This window comes from Pseudomonas sp. TMB3-21 (assembly GCF_054898145.1).
In genome coordinates this window covers 1,174,544-1,189,626 of sequence record NZ_CM142718.1, presented here as the reverse complement: position 1 = coordinate 1,189,626, position 15,083 = coordinate 1,174,544, and the positions used below count along the sequence as shown (strand labels likewise).

The 15,083-nt window shown below is 59.8% G+C and carries 17 protein-coding genes; 14 read left to right on the top strand and 3 right to left on the bottom strand.

The window, feature by feature from the left end; translation table 11 throughout:
- Positions 1-3 precede the first annotated feature (3 nt).
- From ACYZTS_RS05530 to gspM, 12 genes are read left to right on the top strand one after another with little or no spacing between them, the layout of a single operon-like run.
- Positions 4-543 carry a hypothetical protein gene (locus ACYZTS_RS05530; protein WP_461994603.1) on the top strand — a complete coding sequence of 180 codons (540 nt, stop codon included), beginning with the start codon at positions 4-6 and terminating at the stop codon, positions 541-543.
- Between the two features lie 8 nt (positions 544-551).
- Complete coding sequence (gene gspD / locus ACYZTS_RS05525) at positions 552-2,480, top strand: type II secretion system secretin GspD (RefSeq protein WP_461994601.1); 1,929 nt, start codon at positions 552-554, stop codon at positions 2,478-2,480.
- On the top strand, positions 2,477-3,955 hold the full coding sequence (gspE, locus tag ACYZTS_RS05520) for a type II secretion system ATPase GspE (RefSeq protein ID WP_461994599.1): 1,479 nt from the start codon (positions 2,477-2,479) through the stop codon (positions 3,953-3,955). Before gspD ends, gspE begins: the two co-directional genes overlap by 4 nt.
- Before the next feature lie 6 nt (positions 3,956-3,961).
- A complete protein-coding gene (gene gspF / locus ACYZTS_RS05515; protein WP_461994597.1) occupies positions 3,962-5,170 on the top strand; it encodes a type II secretion system inner membrane protein GspF in 1,209 nt (402 codons plus the stop codon).
- Positions 5,171-5,173: 3 nt separating this feature from the next.
- Entirely contained in the window at positions 5,174-5,629 is a 456-nt protein-coding gene (gene gspG, locus ACYZTS_RS05510) for a type II secretion system major pseudopilin GspG (protein WP_461994595.1), read from the top strand.
- Between the two features lie 3 nt (positions 5,630-5,632).
- Complete coding sequence (locus ACYZTS_RS05505) at positions 5,633-5,989, top strand: pilus assembly FimT family protein (RefSeq protein WP_461994593.1); 357 nt, start codon at positions 5,633-5,635, stop codon at positions 5,987-5,989.
- On the top strand, positions 5,905-6,099 hold the full coding sequence (locus tag ACYZTS_RS05500; protein WP_461996558.1) for a hypothetical protein: 195 nt from the start codon (positions 5,905-5,907) through the stop codon (positions 6,097-6,099). Before ACYZTS_RS05505 ends, ACYZTS_RS05500 begins: the two co-directional genes overlap by 85 nt.
- Entirely contained in the window at positions 6,092-6,475 is a 384-nt protein-coding gene (gene gspI / locus ACYZTS_RS05495) for a type II secretion system minor pseudopilin GspI (RefSeq protein WP_461994592.1), read from the top strand. The genes ACYZTS_RS05500 and gspI overlap by 8 nt, the downstream gene beginning before the upstream one ends.
- The gene (locus tag ACYZTS_RS05490) at positions 6,468-7,010 is read left to right on the top strand and encodes a type II secretion system protein GspJ (protein WP_461994590.1); all 543 of its coding nucleotides are present in this window, start codon (positions 6,468-6,470) and stop codon (positions 7,008-7,010) included. The genes gspI and ACYZTS_RS05490 overlap by 8 nt, the downstream gene beginning before the upstream one ends.
- Entirely contained in the window at positions 7,007-7,858 is an 852-nt protein-coding gene (locus ACYZTS_RS05485) for a type II secretion system minor pseudopilin (protein WP_461994588.1), read from the top strand. Before ACYZTS_RS05490 ends, ACYZTS_RS05485 begins: the two co-directional genes overlap by 4 nt.
- Complete coding sequence (gene gspL, locus ACYZTS_RS05480) at positions 7,855-8,952, top strand: type II secretion system protein GspL (RefSeq protein ID WP_461994586.1); 1,098 nt, start codon at positions 7,855-7,857, stop codon at positions 8,950-8,952. Before ACYZTS_RS05485 ends, gspL begins: the two co-directional genes overlap by 4 nt.
- A 6-nt stretch (positions 8,953-8,958) precedes the next feature.
- On the top strand, positions 8,959-9,387 hold the full coding sequence (gspM, locus tag ACYZTS_RS05475) for a type II secretion system protein GspM (protein WP_461994584.1): 429 nt from the start codon (positions 8,959-8,961) through the stop codon (positions 9,385-9,387).
- On the opposite strand, the gene ACYZTS_RS05470 is transcribed toward gspM, so the two are convergent.
- The 3 genes from ACYZTS_RS05470 to ACYZTS_RS05460 all read right to left on the bottom strand — a co-directional run bounded on the left by ACYZTS_RS05470 (position 9,380) and on the right by ACYZTS_RS05460 (position 12,627).
- Positions 9,380-10,051 (bottom strand): retron system putative HNH endonuclease, encoded by a 672-nt coding sequence (locus tag ACYZTS_RS05470; RefSeq protein WP_461994582.1) that lies wholly within the window; start codon positions 10,049-10,051, stop codon positions 9,380-9,382. The two genes, gspM and ACYZTS_RS05470, sit on opposite strands and share 8 nt — an antisense overlap.
- A complete protein-coding gene (locus ACYZTS_RS05465) occupies positions 10,048-11,319 on the bottom strand; it encodes an AAA family ATPase (protein ID WP_461994580.1) in 1,272 nt (423 codons plus the stop codon). Before ACYZTS_RS05465 ends, ACYZTS_RS05470 begins: the two co-directional genes overlap by 4 nt.
- 78 nt (positions 11,320-11,397) lie before the next feature.
- Positions 11,398-12,627: an MFS transporter gene (locus tag ACYZTS_RS05460; protein WP_461996349.1), complete on the bottom strand. Its 1,230-nt coding sequence runs from the start codon at positions 12,625-12,627 to the stop codon at positions 11,398-11,400.
- 167 nt (positions 12,628-12,794) lie between these two features.
- Here ACYZTS_RS05460 and ACYZTS_RS05455 point away from each other — a divergent pair, with 167 nt between their 5' ends.
- Both ACYZTS_RS05455 and ACYZTS_RS05450 read left to right on the top strand, forming a co-directional pair.
- Positions 12,795-13,697, top strand: coding sequence for a LysR family transcriptional regulator (locus tag ACYZTS_RS05455; protein ID WP_461994578.1), 903 nt, complete (start codon positions 12,795-12,797; stop codon positions 13,695-13,697).
- Between the two features lie 175 nt (positions 13,698-13,872).
- Complete coding sequence (locus ACYZTS_RS05450; RefSeq protein ID WP_461990253.1) at positions 13,873-14,976, top strand: IS110 family RNA-guided transposase; 1,104 nt, start codon at positions 13,873-13,875, stop codon at positions 14,974-14,976.
- The last annotated feature ends 107 nt before the right edge of the window (positions 14,977-15,083 follow it).

Genomic DNA, 15,083 nt, shown 5'->3' with positions numbered 1-15,083 from the left:
GCTATGAAACGCATGCCTCAGGCGACTTCCGTGGTGCTGCCTCGTTTGAGCAGCGCAGGTTTGCTGATGTTGCCGATCGCTTATCTGGTGTTTTTGGCGTGGCAGGAATGGCGATTCCGCGACGAATTTGCTGTCCCGTTGCCAATTGTCCCCGCGACGGCGCCGATATTGGCGCGAGAGCCGTTGAACACCGGAGCGATCGCTTCGGTACTCGGTTTGACGACCGCACTGTCGCCGTTGCCCAGCGCCGAGCCGCTGACATTGCACGCCAGTTTCATCCACAGCAACGGCTTGTCCAAAGCGCTGTTGGCAGACGCGCAAGGTCCGCGCATGTATCAGGTCGGCGAGCGATTGCCGGGCGGCAGCATTCTGCGTCGCGTCGAAACAAGACAGGTGGTGCTGTGGAACAAGGGACGCGAAGAAGTATTAGCGCTGCAGCCATCCAGCACGCGTTTTCTGCGTCCGTTCGAAGCGCCGAAACAACCACAAGCGCCCGCTATTTCTACACGTTTTCTACATCCGGTTTCCGGGCAGTCAGAGTGATCAATCCCATGAACAGCTTCACCGGCACGCAGCGGCTGCGCTCCCTGGTTTTATTCGGCATTTTTACGTTGACGAGCATCCCTGGCCTGCTGCTGGCCGAGGAACAGAAGTGGCAACTGGCGATGAACAATGCAGAGCTGCGCGACATTGTCGAAGAGTTCTCGACCATCCTGGGCACGACGGTAGTGCTCGATCCAAGGGTCAGCGGGCGCATCACCGTCATGTCGCAAAGAGCCCTCGACCGCGAGGGCGTCCGCCGGTTGTTCTACTCGGTGCTGGACGCACATAACTTCACCGTGATTGACGAGGGCGACCGGATCCTGATCACGCCGGTCACGGAAGCCAAGACCCGTGCCGGTCAGGGCATCGCGCAAAACGCCACACCGTCGCAGTTCGTCACTCAGGTGATCGAGCTCGACACCAGCAGCGCTTCGGACATTGCCGGGCTGGTGCGGCCACTGGTATCGGTCAACGGCTACGTCGGCCCGTCGGTGTCGGCCAATGCGCTGGTGGTGACCGACACCGCCGCCAATGTCGGTCGTATCGGCAAGGTCGTCCGTCAGCTTGATTCCGGGCAGAACAACCTGCACTCCGTGGTGCAGATGCGCCATGCTCAAGCCGCCGACGTCGCGACCATCATTGAATCCTCCCTGGGCAAACGCAACGCCGATACGACGATCCAGGTGCTCGCCGACAATCGCACCAATCGTTTGATCCTGATTGGCCCGCCGGCGGTTCGAAAACGTCTGCTCGACCTTGCCCACGGCCTTGATGCCCCCGCCACCGCGACCCTCGACAATGCCCGGGTCATTCGCCTGCGCCACAGTGATGCCAAGCAATTGGCCGAAGTGCTGGAGACCATGGGCCAGGGACGGAGAACGGCAGCGGCCATCCCTGGAGTCAAGGACAACGCGTCCAGCGCCACCTTCATGATCAAGGCCGACGAGAGTCAAAATGCGCTGGTGCTAATTGCCGAGCCTGCGCAGATTCGCACCATCGAGAACATCGTGCGTCAGTTGGATCAGCCGCGAGCCCAAGTGCTGATCCATGCCGCCATCGTCGAAATTTCCGGCGACATTGCTGAAGCCGTGGGCGTCCAGTGGGGATTGAATACCGGCAGCGCGACGGGGTTCATCAACCTCCCCGGCACCGATATTCCGATCGTTGGCGGTCTTACATTCAATGAAAAAAAATCCGCACCGGAGGGTGCCATTCTGCAACTGGGCAGCGACCGTTTTGGGGCACTAATCACTGCACTGGCCAGCAATACGCGGAGCAATTTGTTGTCCACGCCGAGCCTGTTAACGCTGGACAATCAGCAAGCGGAAATCATCGTCGGCCAGAACGTGCCGTTCAAGACGGGCTCCTACACCACCAGCAGTAACGGTGCAGAGAATCCGTTCACTACCGTCGAGCGCAAAGACGTCGGCATCAGCCTGAAAATCAAGCCGTACATCAACGAAGGTTCAACGCTGCGGCTGGAGGTCGAGCAAGAAGTTTCCGACATCGCGCCCTCGGTCTCGGGCATCGATTCTTCGGATCTGATCACCAACAAACGCGCGCTCAAAAGCACGATCCTTGCCGACGATGGCGAGATCATCGTGATCGGCGGTCTGATTCGCGACAGCGTGCGTACCCAGCAGAGCGGCGTGCCGTTGCTGCGCGACATTCCCTATCTGGGCGCGCTGTTTCGCTGGAGCCGCGACACGCAAACCAAGAGCAATCTGATGGTGTTCCTGCGTCCGACCATTGTGCGCAGCAGGGAAGATTTGGCGGATGTCAGCCAGCAGCGCTACAACGCGCTGCGCGACTTGAGCCAGCCCGGTGCGCAGGGCAACAACTCCTTGCTGCTGCCTGCCGAATCGCGCCACCTGTTTGACCCGGTCAGCGACGCGTCGGTGTTCGATTTGCGCAAGCAGACGCCGGTGGCCCCATGAGCGAATCGGGTGCAAGCCTTACGCAATTGCCGTTCGGTTTTGCCCGACGTTTCGGTGTGTTGCTGGAGCAAGGGGGGGCTGAGCCGATCCTCGCCATGCGAGCCGATACACCGCTGACCGCCGTGGCTGAAGCGCGTCGGGTGTGCGGCCAGGATCTGCCGCTCCGGATGCTCGCGGCTGGCGAATTCGCCCAGCGCCTGGCAGTCGCTTACCGCGAAGGGCAGAGCGCGGCGGAGCAAGTCGCACAAGGTCTGGACGACGAACTGGACCTGCTCAGCCTGGTCGACCAAGTGCCACAGACCGCCGATTTGCTGGAGCAGCAAGGCGATGCGCCGATCATCCGCCTTATCAACGCTTTGCTCAGCGAAGCGGTGCGCGAGCAGGCGTCGGACGTGCATTTGGAAACCTTCGAGCAGTACCTGTCGGTGCGCATGCGAATCGACGGGCAATTGCGTGAAATGTTGCGGCCACGGCGCGAACTGGCGACCTTGCTGGTGTCGCGCATCAAGGTCATGGCGCGTTTGGACATTGCCGAAAAACGTGTGCCCCAGGATGGCCGAATCGCCCTGCGACTGGCCGGGCACGAAGTCGACGTGCGGGTCTCAACACTGCCTTCTGCGCACGGTGAACGGGTCGTGCTGCGCCTCCTCGATAAACAGGCCGGGCGTCTCGAATTGCCGCGACTTGGCATGTCCGCAGACACCCTCGCTGACTTGCGCCAATTGTTGGGCAAACCTCACGGGATCCTGCTGGTCACGGGCCCGACCGGTTCCGGCAAGACCACCAGTCTGTATGCCGCGCTGAGCAGCCTGAATGATCAGACGCGCAACATTCTGACGGTCGAAGATCCCATCGAATATCACCTGCCCGGCGTCGGGCAGATGCCCGTCAATCCAAAAGTGGACATGACGTTCGCCCGTGGTTTGCGCGCCATTTTGCGTCAGGATCCGGACGTGGTGATGGTCGGCGAAATCCGTGATCGCGAAACCGCAGAAATCGCCGTGCAGGCTTCGCTGACCGGGCATCTCGTGCTCTCGACCTTGCACACCAACAGCGCGGTTGGCGCGGTCACGCGGCTGGTGGACATGGGCGTCGATCCCTATCTGCTGGCGTCATCGCTGGTGGGGGTTCTGGCCCAGCGTCTGCTACGCACCTTGTGCCCGTACTGCAAGGTTGCGTCCACGGCCGATGCCTTGCAGTGCCAGCGTCTGGGGCTGAGCGTTTCGACGTCGCCACAACTGTTCACAGCGGTGGGCTGTGAGCGTTGTCAGCACGGTTATCGCGGCCGTATCGGGATCTATGAGCTGATCGGCATCACGCCGGCAGTCTCGGCCCTCATCCATCAAGGCGCGAGCGAGCAAGCGCTGCTCGGGGAAACGCGCAAGCTCTCGCGCAGCCTGTTTCAGGACGGTCGGCAGCGGGTGCTGGACGGTGTAACCAGCCTTGACGAATTGCTGCGCGTCACTCAGGAGTAGCCGACATTGCCGACCTTCGATTACCGCGCTGACGATGCCCTCGGCCGGCGCTGCAAAGGGCGCCTGGAAGCCGACAGCCCACGCCATGCGCGACAGCTGATGCGTGAGCGCGGCCTGTGGTTGCTCGAACTGAACGAGGTCACGAGCACCGCCGGTTCAGCCGATCAGCCTCGCGGGGCGCGCCTGAGTGCGGCCGATCTGGCGTTGCTGACGTTGCAGCTGTCGACCCTGATTCAAGCGGGCTTGCCGCTGGAAGAAGCGCTGGAGGCCGTGGCAAAACAAAGTGGCAGGCGCAAGGTTGCGGGTGTGCTGTCGGCGGTCCGGAGTCGGGTGATGGAGGGCCATGCACTGTCGATGGCGCTCGGGCAGTTCCCCAAAGCGTTCCCTGAATTGTTTCGCGCCACCATTGCGGCCGGGGAGCGCTCCGGGCATTTGGGTCAGGTACTCGAACAATTGGCGGCCTACACCCAAGCCCGCCAGGCGTCGCGGCAAAAAATTCAGATGGCCCTGGTTTACCCGCTGATTCTGATGCTGGCGAGTGTGGCAATTGTCGGTTTTCTGCTCGGTTACGTGGTGCCCGACGTAGTGAAAATTTTCGTCGACAGCGGTCAGCCGTTGCCCTGGCTTACCCAGGCGCTGATCAGCCTGAGTGACGGCCTGCGCAACCACGGCCTGCTGGTCACCGGTGCTCTGGGCGCGTTGATCGGGCTGTGGCGCTGGAGTTTGCGCCAACCCGATTGGCGTCTGCGCTGGCATCGGCTCGCTTTGCAAATCCCGTTCGCCGGCGAGGTGCTGCGAGCGATGGAAGCGGCGCGCTTTGCCAGCACTTTGGCGATTCTCGGCAAGAGTGCCGTGCCGCTGGTAGATGCGCTGGAGATCGCCGCCGCCGTGATCGGAAACCTGACGATTCGCGCCCGCATGGTCGACGTCGCTCGCTCGGTTCGCGAGGGCGGCACCCTGACCCGAGGTCTGGAGCTCAGCGGCGACATCCCGCCGATGATGCTGCACATGATCGCTAGCGGCGAGCGTGCCGGAGAACTCGATCAGATGCTGGTGCGTGCTGCCGAGCAACAGGAAAACAGTCTGGCGGCGCGCATCGCGCTGGTTGTCAGTTTGTTCGAACCGGCCATGCTGGTGGTGATGGGCGGCGTCGTGCTGCTCATCGTCATGGCCATTCTTCTACCGATTCTCAGCCTCAATCAGTTGGTGAATTGATCCATGAAAGCCTTACACAACAGCCCGCCTCGCGCCCAACGCGGTTTTACCCTGATCGAAATCATGGTGGTGGTCGTCATCATCGGCGTGCTCGGCGCCATTGTGGTGCCGCAATTCATGAGCAGGCCCGATCAGGCCAAAGTCACCGCAGCGAGAGTGGATGTGCAGGCCATTGCCACTGCGCTGGAGATGTACCGCCTCGACAACTTCAACTACCCCTCGACGCAACAAGGGCTGGAAGCTTTGAACAAACGGCCTTCCGGCATGCCTGCTGCGCGGAACTGGAACCCTCAGGGTTATTTGAAGAGTCTGCCGGTGGACCCGTGGGGCACGCCTTATCAATACATCAACCCCGGCGTGCAGTCAGTCGATGGCAGCTACGACCTGTACTCGATGGGGTCCGACGGTGTCGTCGGCGGTGAAGGCCATGCTGCCGATATCGGCAACTGGGGCGATTGACTGATGCGGCATCGCTGTCGGGGTTTTACTTTGCTTGAATTGATGATTGTGGTGGTCTTGATTGGCATCTTGATGGGCATGGTCAGCTTTGCCACCGGCCCTAATCCGGGGCTGCAAGCGCGAGAGCAAGCACAAGGACTTGCCAGCATTATTCGACAATTGCGCGAGCGGGCTGTACTCGATGGCCAGCAGTACGGATTGCGACTGAGCGTGGACGGTTATCGCGCGCTGACGCTCGATGTTCAAACCTGGACGCCGATGTCACCTTTTTATCGATGGCCGGAAAGTCTGCGACCGCACTTGAGGTGGACGGTCAGTTCGTGGACCTGGGCAGCGACGACGGCCCGCCGCACTTGCTGATGCTCAGCAGCGATGAAACCAGCGCTTTTTCGCTGACCTTTTCCAGTGCAGACACGACGTGGCTGAACCTCTCCAGTGACGGTATTGGCGAGGCAGTGATCGATGGTTGAGCGGGTTTCGCTGTCGCGCATGGGTGGGTTTACCTTGCTGGAAATCATGGTTGCCCTGGCGATCTTTTCGACGCTGGCGGCCGCAGTGCTATCGGCCAGTCAGTATGTTGTGAAGCAAACCGGTCGGGTGGAAGAGCGTCTGGTTGCCGCTTGGTTGGCGGATAACCAATTGAACGAGTTGCGCCTGCAAACCGGGGTGGCCATTGGTCAGTCGCAAAGTGTTGTGGCGATGAACCACCGCGATTGGTTGCTGCAACAGCGCGTCAGCACCACGGGTCATCAACGTCTGTTTCAGGTCGACATTGACGTCAGCCTCGCCGGTCGCCAGCAATCAGTCCATCACGCGACTGGCTGGGTACTCGCCCCTTATGAATAGACAGCGCGGCTTCACCTTGCTGGAGCTGGTGATTGCCCTGGCGATTTTCGCTGTGTTGGGGCTGGCCAGTTGGCACTTGTTCGATACCGTTGTGCGCGTGCAAAAAAACGCGGCGGCGCACGAACAGGAGTTTCGCAGCCTTCAACGCGCTGTGGCGGTGATCGAGCGCGACCTGCTGCAGGTCACCGAACAACCCATTGCGCTGACTCAGGGCGTGCTGCAATTGCAACGCAGCAACTGGCGTAACCCGCTGGATCAGCCGCGCAGTGAACGGCAAACGCTGACCTATCGACTCGATAACGGCAGCCTCTGGCGTGAGAGCCAGGCTGACAACGTTCCACTGCTGCAGCGGCAAAAGCTGCTCGACGATGTTCACTCGCTGAGCTGGCGCCTGTTCGACGCTGATGCCGGCTGGCGCAGCGAGTGGCCGGTCCAGCGCGGCTTGAAAGCACCGATGGCGGTGGAACTGCAGGTGTCGACCGGGCGCTTTGAATCGATCCGTCGCGTGTTGCTGTTGCCGGGTGCATTGCCATGAGCAGTCGCCAAAACGGCATTGCCTTGATCAGTGTCCTGCTGGTCATGAGCCTGGCGCTGCTGATCACCGGCACCTTGCTGCGTAACCATCGCGTGGCGCTGCAAAACAGTGGGCAGCAGCTGCAGCAGCTGCATCTGCGCCAGCTCGCCAGTGCTGGTGAAACATGGGCGCTGGCGGTGTTGCAGGAGGCAGCATCGGCGGGGCAGAAAAGTGTCGACCTGACACAGGACTGGGCGCGCTCGGCACCTGATTTTTCCTTGGACGACGCGCAAATCGACGTTGCCATTGAAGACCTCGCTGGACGCTTCAATCTCAATTCGCTGTTGCTCGAGGGCAAAGTCGATCAGGTTATTCTTGGCCGCTGGACCCGTTTGTTGGCCTTGCTCGGTCTGCCGCCGCTGGAGCTCAAGCAAGTGGGGGCTGTGCGCGAGTTGAGCCAGCTGCGACATCTCCCGGGCGTCGACGGGCAATTGCTGCGAGAGCTCGAACCTTGGGTGGCGTTGCTGCCCAAAGACGCGACGTTGAACGTGAACACCGCTCCGGCGCTAGTCTTGCGAACACTCGATGGCATGGAGGCAGCAACAGCGGACGCACTGGTACGCCAGCGCTCCAGCAGTGCATGGACAAGCGTCCAGGCGTTCACTCAAGACCCTATGCTCGGCGGAGCAGCCCCACGCAGCCATGGCCTCGGCATCGGCAGCCGCTGGTTCCGGATCACCGTGAATGTGTCTCAGGGCCAGCGCTCATTGCGGCTTGCCATCGACGTCGAACGCGACCTCAAAACCCATCGTCTGAGCCTCTTGCAACGACGCTTGCTTCCTTCCCGCCCCTACGAGATGTCGCGATGAATACCTGGCTTTACCTCACCCCCCAAGGCTGCGCCGAGGCTTCAACCGAGTGGCCCTGCTGTGTGTGGTCTGGTCCCCGTCAGCGGCGGGTGTTGCCGCTGAATCAAATCGCGAAGACGTTGCAGGGGCAAGCGGTCAGCGTCGTGTTGCCGATGGAGATGTGCAGTTGGGTTCGCAGTAATCCGTGGCCGTCGCGACGCCGGCCAAGCACGCAAACCCTGGTGTTTGCGGTGGAGGATCAGCTGAGCGAGGCGCTGGATCTGTTGCATCTGAGTGCAGGCGCGCGTGACCGTGACGGCCGTTATCCGTTGATGGCGATCAGTCGTGATCGACTCAGCAAGGTTCTGGCGCTGCTGGCGGAGTCCGGCATAGTGGCGCGTTCAGTGTTCGTCGATGCCGATGTCTTGCCCGCCGATCAACCGCTGGGCGTGTGGTGGTTCGGTCGGTGGGTACTGGGCGGAGCACTCGATGTGCGCATGGCCCTTTCGGAGGCAGACCTGAAGCTGCTTGGACCGGCCTTGCCCAGTGACTCGCAATGGCTCCACGAACCTCAGGCGGCGGACGCGATCGAGCAGTGGCTGACTGCACGAAGCACACGGCCAATTGATCTCTTGCAAGGCGATTTTGCTATACGCCGAAAACATCTGCCTTGGCGTCCGGCGGCTTCGGCGCTGCTCATGGTGGCGCTGCTGACCTGGGCTGCCGGGGAAACGCGAATCCGTTTCCTCGCCAGCGAAACGCAACACCTCGCGAGCCGCAACGAAGATCGCTTCAGGACGCTATACCCGGATCGGCAGCGCATCGTCGATGTCGCGACCCAACTCAAAGTCCTCCAGAACCAGCGTACTGAACCACAGCACACACGCATCACCGGCCTGGTGAAACTGGTCGAGCAAGTCGTCGGTGCCAGCCACGTCGAGGTCCGGCGAATCGAATATCGGCTGGGCGATGGCTGGAAGATTCAGCTGAGCGCCAACAGCTTTGCCGAGCTTGAGCAATTGCGCGACCGCGGGCGTCAGCAGGGCATGCCAATCAGCCTCGACAGCGCGAGCAAACAGAGCGACCGAGTGCAGGCGACCCTCACTGTGGAGTGATGAAACATGAAGGCAACATGGCAAGGTATATCCCGTCGCGAGCAACGGTTGCTGCAAGCATTGGGCATTTTTTTGCTGGTGGTCATGGCCTTCAGTCTGATCTGGCAGCCTACGCGTCAGCGTCTGGCCAACGCCGAGCTTCAATATCTGCAGCAGCAACAGCTGTCAGTGCAACTGCAACGGGCGCAACCACAAGGCCAGCTGCCCGCCATCACCCAACCCCTGTCACTGCACGTCAGTGAAAGCACGACCGTGGCGGGGCTGGATATCGCTCAAATGGAAGCCGACACCGAAGGCTTGCGCCTGACCCTCAGCGGTGATGCCAGCGCTTTGCTGCAGTGGCTGGACCGCATAGAGCGCGAAGGCATTGCACTACAGTCGCTGAGTCTGGAAAAACGTGAGGCGGTGCTTGAGGCTCGGGTGGTGCTCAGGTAGTCGGGGTGCGGGTTTGGGTTTCAGTGTTGATAAGTTGCTCAGCATAGCGTGCTATGACGTGGTCGAAGGGCTGTTGATCGGCTACCGCGGTTGAGCGAAGTGCATCAACGAGACGGACCAACTCCTCATCGCTGGCCTGTACCAGGAAGTCGCTATCGAATACTCGCAGGATAGCGTTCTCGCGTCGATTATTGAGGTAGGCAATGTCGAGCGACAGAACTTCGATCATTTTCGCTGCGGCACAATCGTCGCGATCAGCCGATTGAATGTTGCCGGTGCGCAGATAACGGAAGCGAAGTTCGCACCGGTCATCCAAAGGCGAGATGTACAGCGCTTCGTCGAACCAGTTGCTCTTGCCATGACCGCAATGCAGCGGATTGCCCGGTTTTGTTTCGCGTAAGCATGAGGCGTGGAGATTTAGATATTCCAACGCCAGGTCTTGGTACTGTTCCTGAGGCCTGAAGTGTTCGATATGACTGTTGGCCGCATCTATTTCCCTGCCACAGTAGCAGCAAAGAAAACCTTGCTCCTGCAGCAAACTCGCGTGCAGTTCTCGCTTTTGCGGGTTTTGCAGCGTTGGGTAGGAAGGGCTCCACTCATCGTTTGCCGAGCTTTTCCATTCAGTAAATGAAGCGGGTTCAGTTCCTTTGAGCACTCGCTTCATTTGCCAAGAATCTCCTTGCGCCTGATCAGCGCCTCGGCGCCGGCAAATTCTGGAAGGTCGGGAGCGATTTTCTTCAGCGCCTCCAGTAGTACCTTCGCTTTGCTGAGATCGTTGTCTTCGACGGTGGAGAACAACTCTGAAAGGAGTTTCTCAATCTCTGGCTCCCGTTGGGCTACGTCCATGACTTCTTCCAGCACGCTGCTGGAGTCCAGGCCGTAGGTGACTCGGGGATGGCTAGCGTCGCCGTTATGCAAAACAATGACTTCTTCGGGTTTCAGGCTGCCGATGATTTGAGGGGAGTGACTGGCGGCGATGAACTGGATTTTGGGAAATGCCGCTTTCAACGCTGGGACGATACTCCGTTGCCAAGCTGGGTGAAGATGGATGTCCAATTCATCGATGATGATCACGCCTGAGGTGTTTTTCAGCACATCATTACCCATGTGCGGGTTGAGGATGCACATGCGGCGAGCGATGTCTGCGAACAGGGCGACCATGCCGCGTTGGCCATCGCTAAGTGCACTGAATGGGATTGTTTCACCGCCAACGTCGACCAGCAGATTATGTAATCGAAGGTCGTATCGAAGGTCGCTCGCTTGAGGATACGCGAATTGAATAGCCTGATTCACCCACGCCAGTTCATCCTCCTTGATCTCCACGAAATCTGAACCTGCATCTAGAATATTCTGCATCCGTTCGAGGGTTTTGCTGATCAACCAGCCCTCAAAATCCTCGAGATCAGTAACGGCATCCGACCAGTTTTTGTACCCGTCAAAACGTGAGACGCGCTGCTTTGCGGCTAGCTCTGCTGGCACTCCGATACTTTTCCACTGTCGATTAGACCGATAAAAAGCTAACAGTGGGAGGTCAAGTAATTGTCCGTCTGCAACGTTCTTCAGTAGCCCGCGGGTTATAACCACAAGCTCGGGATCAGAAGTGCGCGGCCAATCGGCTGCTAGCCAAATCGTCTCCCAGTCATTCGCTCCAAGAATATCTCCTGTTCCTGACACGATCAGCGGATACTTTCGTTCGAACCGACTCCTTCCTTCAAACTTGTTAAAGACAACACGCACGGATTCGTTTGCTAATGAGACGTCCTGGCCTCCAACTGCGTCGCCAAATTCTACAAACGAGGCAGCCACCGCCTGCAACAACGAAGTCTTACCACTCCCATTAACCCCCACCACCAGATTGAAGCCCGGCTGAAAGTCGAAAGTGGCATCTTCGTAACAACGAAAATTTTGAATGTGGAGACGGTCCAGGCGCATTCTGGCTTCCCTTTACCAAGACTGACGAATGTCGTCAGTGTACCTTGGCTCGCGATTACCGCTAGGACGCGTTTGTGGCTAAACCTGTGTAGCGCCCGGCAGCAGCGGCAATCGCGCCAGCTTCAACGCAATCAGCAACGCCACCACCAGCAACGCGCCAATGAACAGGCCGATCCCGTTCCAGCCACCCAAGTGCCAGAACACGCCGCCCGCCGTCCCCGCAATACTCGACCCGGCGTAGTAACTGAACAGGTACAACGACGACGCCTGCCCTTTGGCTTTGAGGGCGCGGCGGCCGATCCAGCTGCTCGCCACCGAATGGGCGCCGAAGAAGCCGAAGGTGAAAATCAGCATGCCGATGATCACCAGCGGCAGCGGCGTGAACAGGGTCAGGGTGAGGCCGACAAGCATCAACGCGATGGTCGCCCAAAGCACGCGGCGGCGCCCGAGTCGGTCCGCGAGTGCGCCGATTTTTGCCGAGCTGTAAATGCCCGACAGATACACCACCGACAGCAGCCCGACGTAGGCCTGGTCCATGTTGTAGGGCGCGGCCAGGAGGCGATAGCCGATGTAGTTGAACAGCGTGACGAAAGCGCCCATCAGCACGAATGCTTCGAGAAACAGCAGTGGCAGGCCGGCGTCGCGAAAGTGCTGGGTGAAGCCGTCGAGCAGGCTGCGCGGGTGCAGCGAACGCGGACGGAAGTTGCGCGATTCCGGGAGGATCTTCCAGAACACCGCGGCAGCGATCAGCGCTAACCCGCCAATCACCAGCATCGCCGTGTGCCAGGTAACAAAGTCGATCAATACGCCGGTGATCAAACGTCCACTCATACCACCAATGGCGTTGCCGGCGATGTACAGGCCCATCGCCAGACCGATGTGTTGCGGATGAATTTCTTCGCTCAGGTAAGTCATGGCGACCGCGGCCAGACCACTCAGCGACAACCCGATCAAGGCTCGCATCAGCAGCACACCGTGCCAGCTCGGCATCATCGAACTGGCAAGCGTGCACACGGCCGCAGCAAACAGCGCCGCAACCATGACCGGTTTGCGTCCGACCCGGTCCGAGATCGGGCCGGTGATCAGCAGACCGAAAGCCAGCATGCCGGTCGCCACCGACAGAATCAGGCTGCTCTGCGCCGCATTGATCGAATACTCGTGGGACAGCAACGGCATCATCGGCTGCACGCAGTAAAGCAGCGCGAACGTCGCGAAACCGCCGCAGAACAGCGCCAGCACCGTGCGCATGAACATCGGCGTGCCTTTCTCGATATAGATTTCCTTGAGCTCGGCCACGGCATCGTCCAGCGCGGCAGGCGGGACTTCATGGGCGAGTGGAGCGACAGCAGTTTTCACGTCAGACCTCGGAGGGGTGCAGCCGGTCAGGCAATGGAAAAAGCATATAGCCGCCTAATGATTCTATCCAATATATTGTTCGACCTGTTTGAGAGGTTTTGCGACCTATTGGGGTTTTTATGGAATTGCGTCACCTGCGCTACTTCATCGCCGTCGCTGAAGAATTGCACTTCGGCCGCGCCGCTCAGGTGCTGGGCATCTCTCAGCCACCCCTGAGCCAGCAGATTCAAGCGCTTGAGCAGGAAGTGGGCGCGCGGTTGTTTGAGCGGACCAATCGTCGGGTCGAGTTGAGCGAGGCCGGTCGTCTGTTTCTGGAAGAAGCGCGGCTGGTGCTGGCGCAGGTCGACAAGGCCGCCGATGTCGCGAGGCGCGCGCAGCTGGGCGAATTGGGCGAATTGAAGATCGGCTTTACCTCTTCGGCACCGTTCAACTCGACCATTCCACAGGCTATTTTCGCGTTTCGCCAACGCTTCCCAGCCGTGCACCTGCACTTGCGTGAAATGAGCAGCACCCAGGTGGCCGACGCGCTGGTCGATGAGTCAATAGAAGTCGGCATCATGCGGCCGCTGGGATTGCCGGAGTCGCTCAGTGTCGTGGAATTAATGCGTGAACCCTTGGTGGCCGTGCTCAGCTCCAAGCATCCGTTGGTGGCCGAGAGTGAAGATGGTTTATTCCTTTCGGCGCTGGCCCTCGAACCCTTCGTTTTTTTCCCGCGCAGTTACGGCAGCGGTTTGTATGCGCAATTGCTGAGCCTGGCGCGGGACACGGGATTCAGCCCGCATTTCGCTCAGGAAGCGGGGGAGGCGATGACCATTATCGGCCTGGTCGCGGCCGGGCTTGGCGTGTCGGTGTTGCCGGCGTCGTATCAGCGAATGCGCATTGACGGCGTGGTCTACCGAGCCTTGCTGGACCCTGCAGCGGTGTCGGCGGTGTGGCTGGTGCAGCGCAAGGATCAGAAATCGCCGATGGCGAGGGCGTTTGTGGAGTTGTTGACGAGCAAGGTTGAGCCGTTGGAAGCGTGACTGAGTCCTTTTGTCCGAGCAAGCTCGCTTCCGCGCGGAGCGGTTGTGGAGCCCATCAGTGAAACGATTACCCTGAAAACAACACCGTTCCTGTAATTGGATGGACTCGCCCAAGCCGAGGCGTCAATGCGCCACGGTGGCAGTCTAAACAGCCATCGACAGCGAGGGCGAGTCCATGAAAAATCATAGTTCGATTGATCAATCCCTGTCTTCTTCCGATTTGCCGGCCTGCACAACTTTGGCGGTCGATCTGGCCAAGCACGTCTTTCAGGTCGCCGGTGAAGATGTCCTCGGCCAGGTGCGTTATGAGCAGCGGATCAAGTCGCGCGAGGCGTTTTATGAGTTTCTCCAACAGCTGCCGGCTCATGTCGTGGTTTTGATGGAGACCGGCCCGGGTGCTCAAGCCTGGGCCCGGCAGCTGCAAGACAAAGGCAATCTGGCGCGGATTCTTCCAGCCGGTTTGGTGGCCACACACCGCAGCGGACCTAAAAATGATCGCAACGATGCGCTGGCGATTCTGCGGGCTGGGCGCGATGAAAAAATCTGCGCAGTACCGGTCAAAAGCGTTGCGGCGCTGGCAATGCAGGCGTTGCACCGTGCTCGTCAGGGTTATGTACGTCGGCGTACGGCAGTAAGTAATCAGATGCGCGGTTTGCTACTCGAGCACGGCGTGGCCTTGGCGCAGGGCGATGTTGCGATCAACCAGAAAATTCCGCGGGTACTGGAAGATGCGACCCAGCCACTGCCCGGCCTGCTGCGTGAACTGATCGACGAACTGTTGGCCGAGTGGCGCCATTTGGGCGAGCGCATCAGCGTGCTGACGGGACGCTTGGAAGTGGCTGCCAACGCCGACATGACGGCGAAGCGACTGATGACTGTGCGCGGCATCGGCCCAGTCATTGCCACGGCAGTGGTGGCCAAGGAAACCAAGCCTGAGCGGTTTCCCAATGCGCGCAAGTTTGCCGCGTACTTTGGCATGGTGCCTGACCAGCACAGCAGCGGGCAGACGGTCCGGCTGGGTGACATGACCAAGCGAGGTGATGTTTATTTACGCAGCCTGATGATCCAGGGAGCCCATTCGGTGCTGCAACAACTACGACCCGATTCCCAGCAACCCGATGACCGCCGCTTGTTGCGCTGGATGAGCCGACTGGGCCGTAAAGAAGCTGCGATCAGGCTAGCCAACCGCAATCTGCGAATCATCTGGGTGCTTCTACAGAATGACCAGACTTATCGTCGCCACGCTGGTGATAGCCAGCAAGAAACGATAAGCCACTGAGCGACAGAGTTCTGCCACCGAGGTACAGACTGTCCGACCCTTTGCTGAAAAAAATTGACCCCAGGTAAGACCGGCGTGGATTGATGCCTAAGCTGCTAATGGCCTTC

Coding starts and splice junctions, on each gene's coding strand:
- gspM (WP_461994584.1), top strand. CDS start 8,959: ATGAAGGCAACATGGCAAGGTATATCCCGTCGCGAGCAACGGTTGCTG.
- gspD (WP_461994601.1), top strand. CDS start 552: ATGAACAGCTTCACCGGCACGCAGCGGCTGCGCTCCCTGGTTTTATTC.
- ACYZTS_RS05455 (WP_461994578.1), top strand. CDS start 12,795: ATGGAATTGCGTCACCTGCGCTACTTCATCGCCGTCGCTGAAGAATTG.
- ACYZTS_RS05505 (WP_461994593.1), top strand. CDS start 5,633: ATGCGGCATCGCTGTCGGGGTTTTACTTTGCTTGAATTGATGATTGTG.
- gspL (WP_461994586.1), top strand. CDS start 7,855: ATGAATACCTGGCTTTACCTCACCCCCCAAGGCTGCGCCGAGGCTTCA.
- ACYZTS_RS05450 (WP_461990253.1), top strand. CDS start 13,873: ATGAAAAATCATAGTTCGATTGATCAATCCCTGTCTTCTTCCGATTTG.
- ACYZTS_RS05485 (WP_461994588.1), top strand. CDS start 7,007: ATGAGCAGTCGCCAAAACGGCATTGCCTTGATCAGTGTCCTGCTGGTC.
- ACYZTS_RS05465 (WP_461994580.1), bottom strand. CDS start 11,319: ATGCGCCTGGACCGTCTCCACATTCAAAATTTTCGTTGTTACGAAGAT.
- gspI (WP_461994592.1), top strand. CDS start 6,092: ATGGTTGAGCGGGTTTCGCTGTCGCGCATGGGTGGGTTTACCTTGCTG.
- ACYZTS_RS05530 (WP_461994603.1), top strand. CDS start 4: ATGAAACGCATGCCTCAGGCGACTTCCGTGGTGCTGCCTCGTTTGAGC.
- ACYZTS_RS05500 (WP_461996558.1), top strand. CDS start 5,905: ATGGCCGGAAAGTCTGCGACCGCACTTGAGGTGGACGGTCAGTTCGTG.
- ACYZTS_RS05490 (WP_461994590.1), top strand. CDS start 6,468: ATGAATAGACAGCGCGGCTTCACCTTGCTGGAGCTGGTGATTGCCCTG.
- ACYZTS_RS05470 (WP_461994582.1), bottom strand. CDS start 10,051: ATGAAGCGAGTGCTCAAAGGAACTGAACCCGCTTCATTTACTGAATGG.
- gspE (WP_461994599.1), top strand. CDS start 2,477: ATGAGCGAATCGGGTGCAAGCCTTACGCAATTGCCGTTCGGTTTTGCC.
- gspG (WP_461994595.1), top strand. CDS start 5,174: ATGAAAGCCTTACACAACAGCCCGCCTCGCGCCCAACGCGGTTTTACC.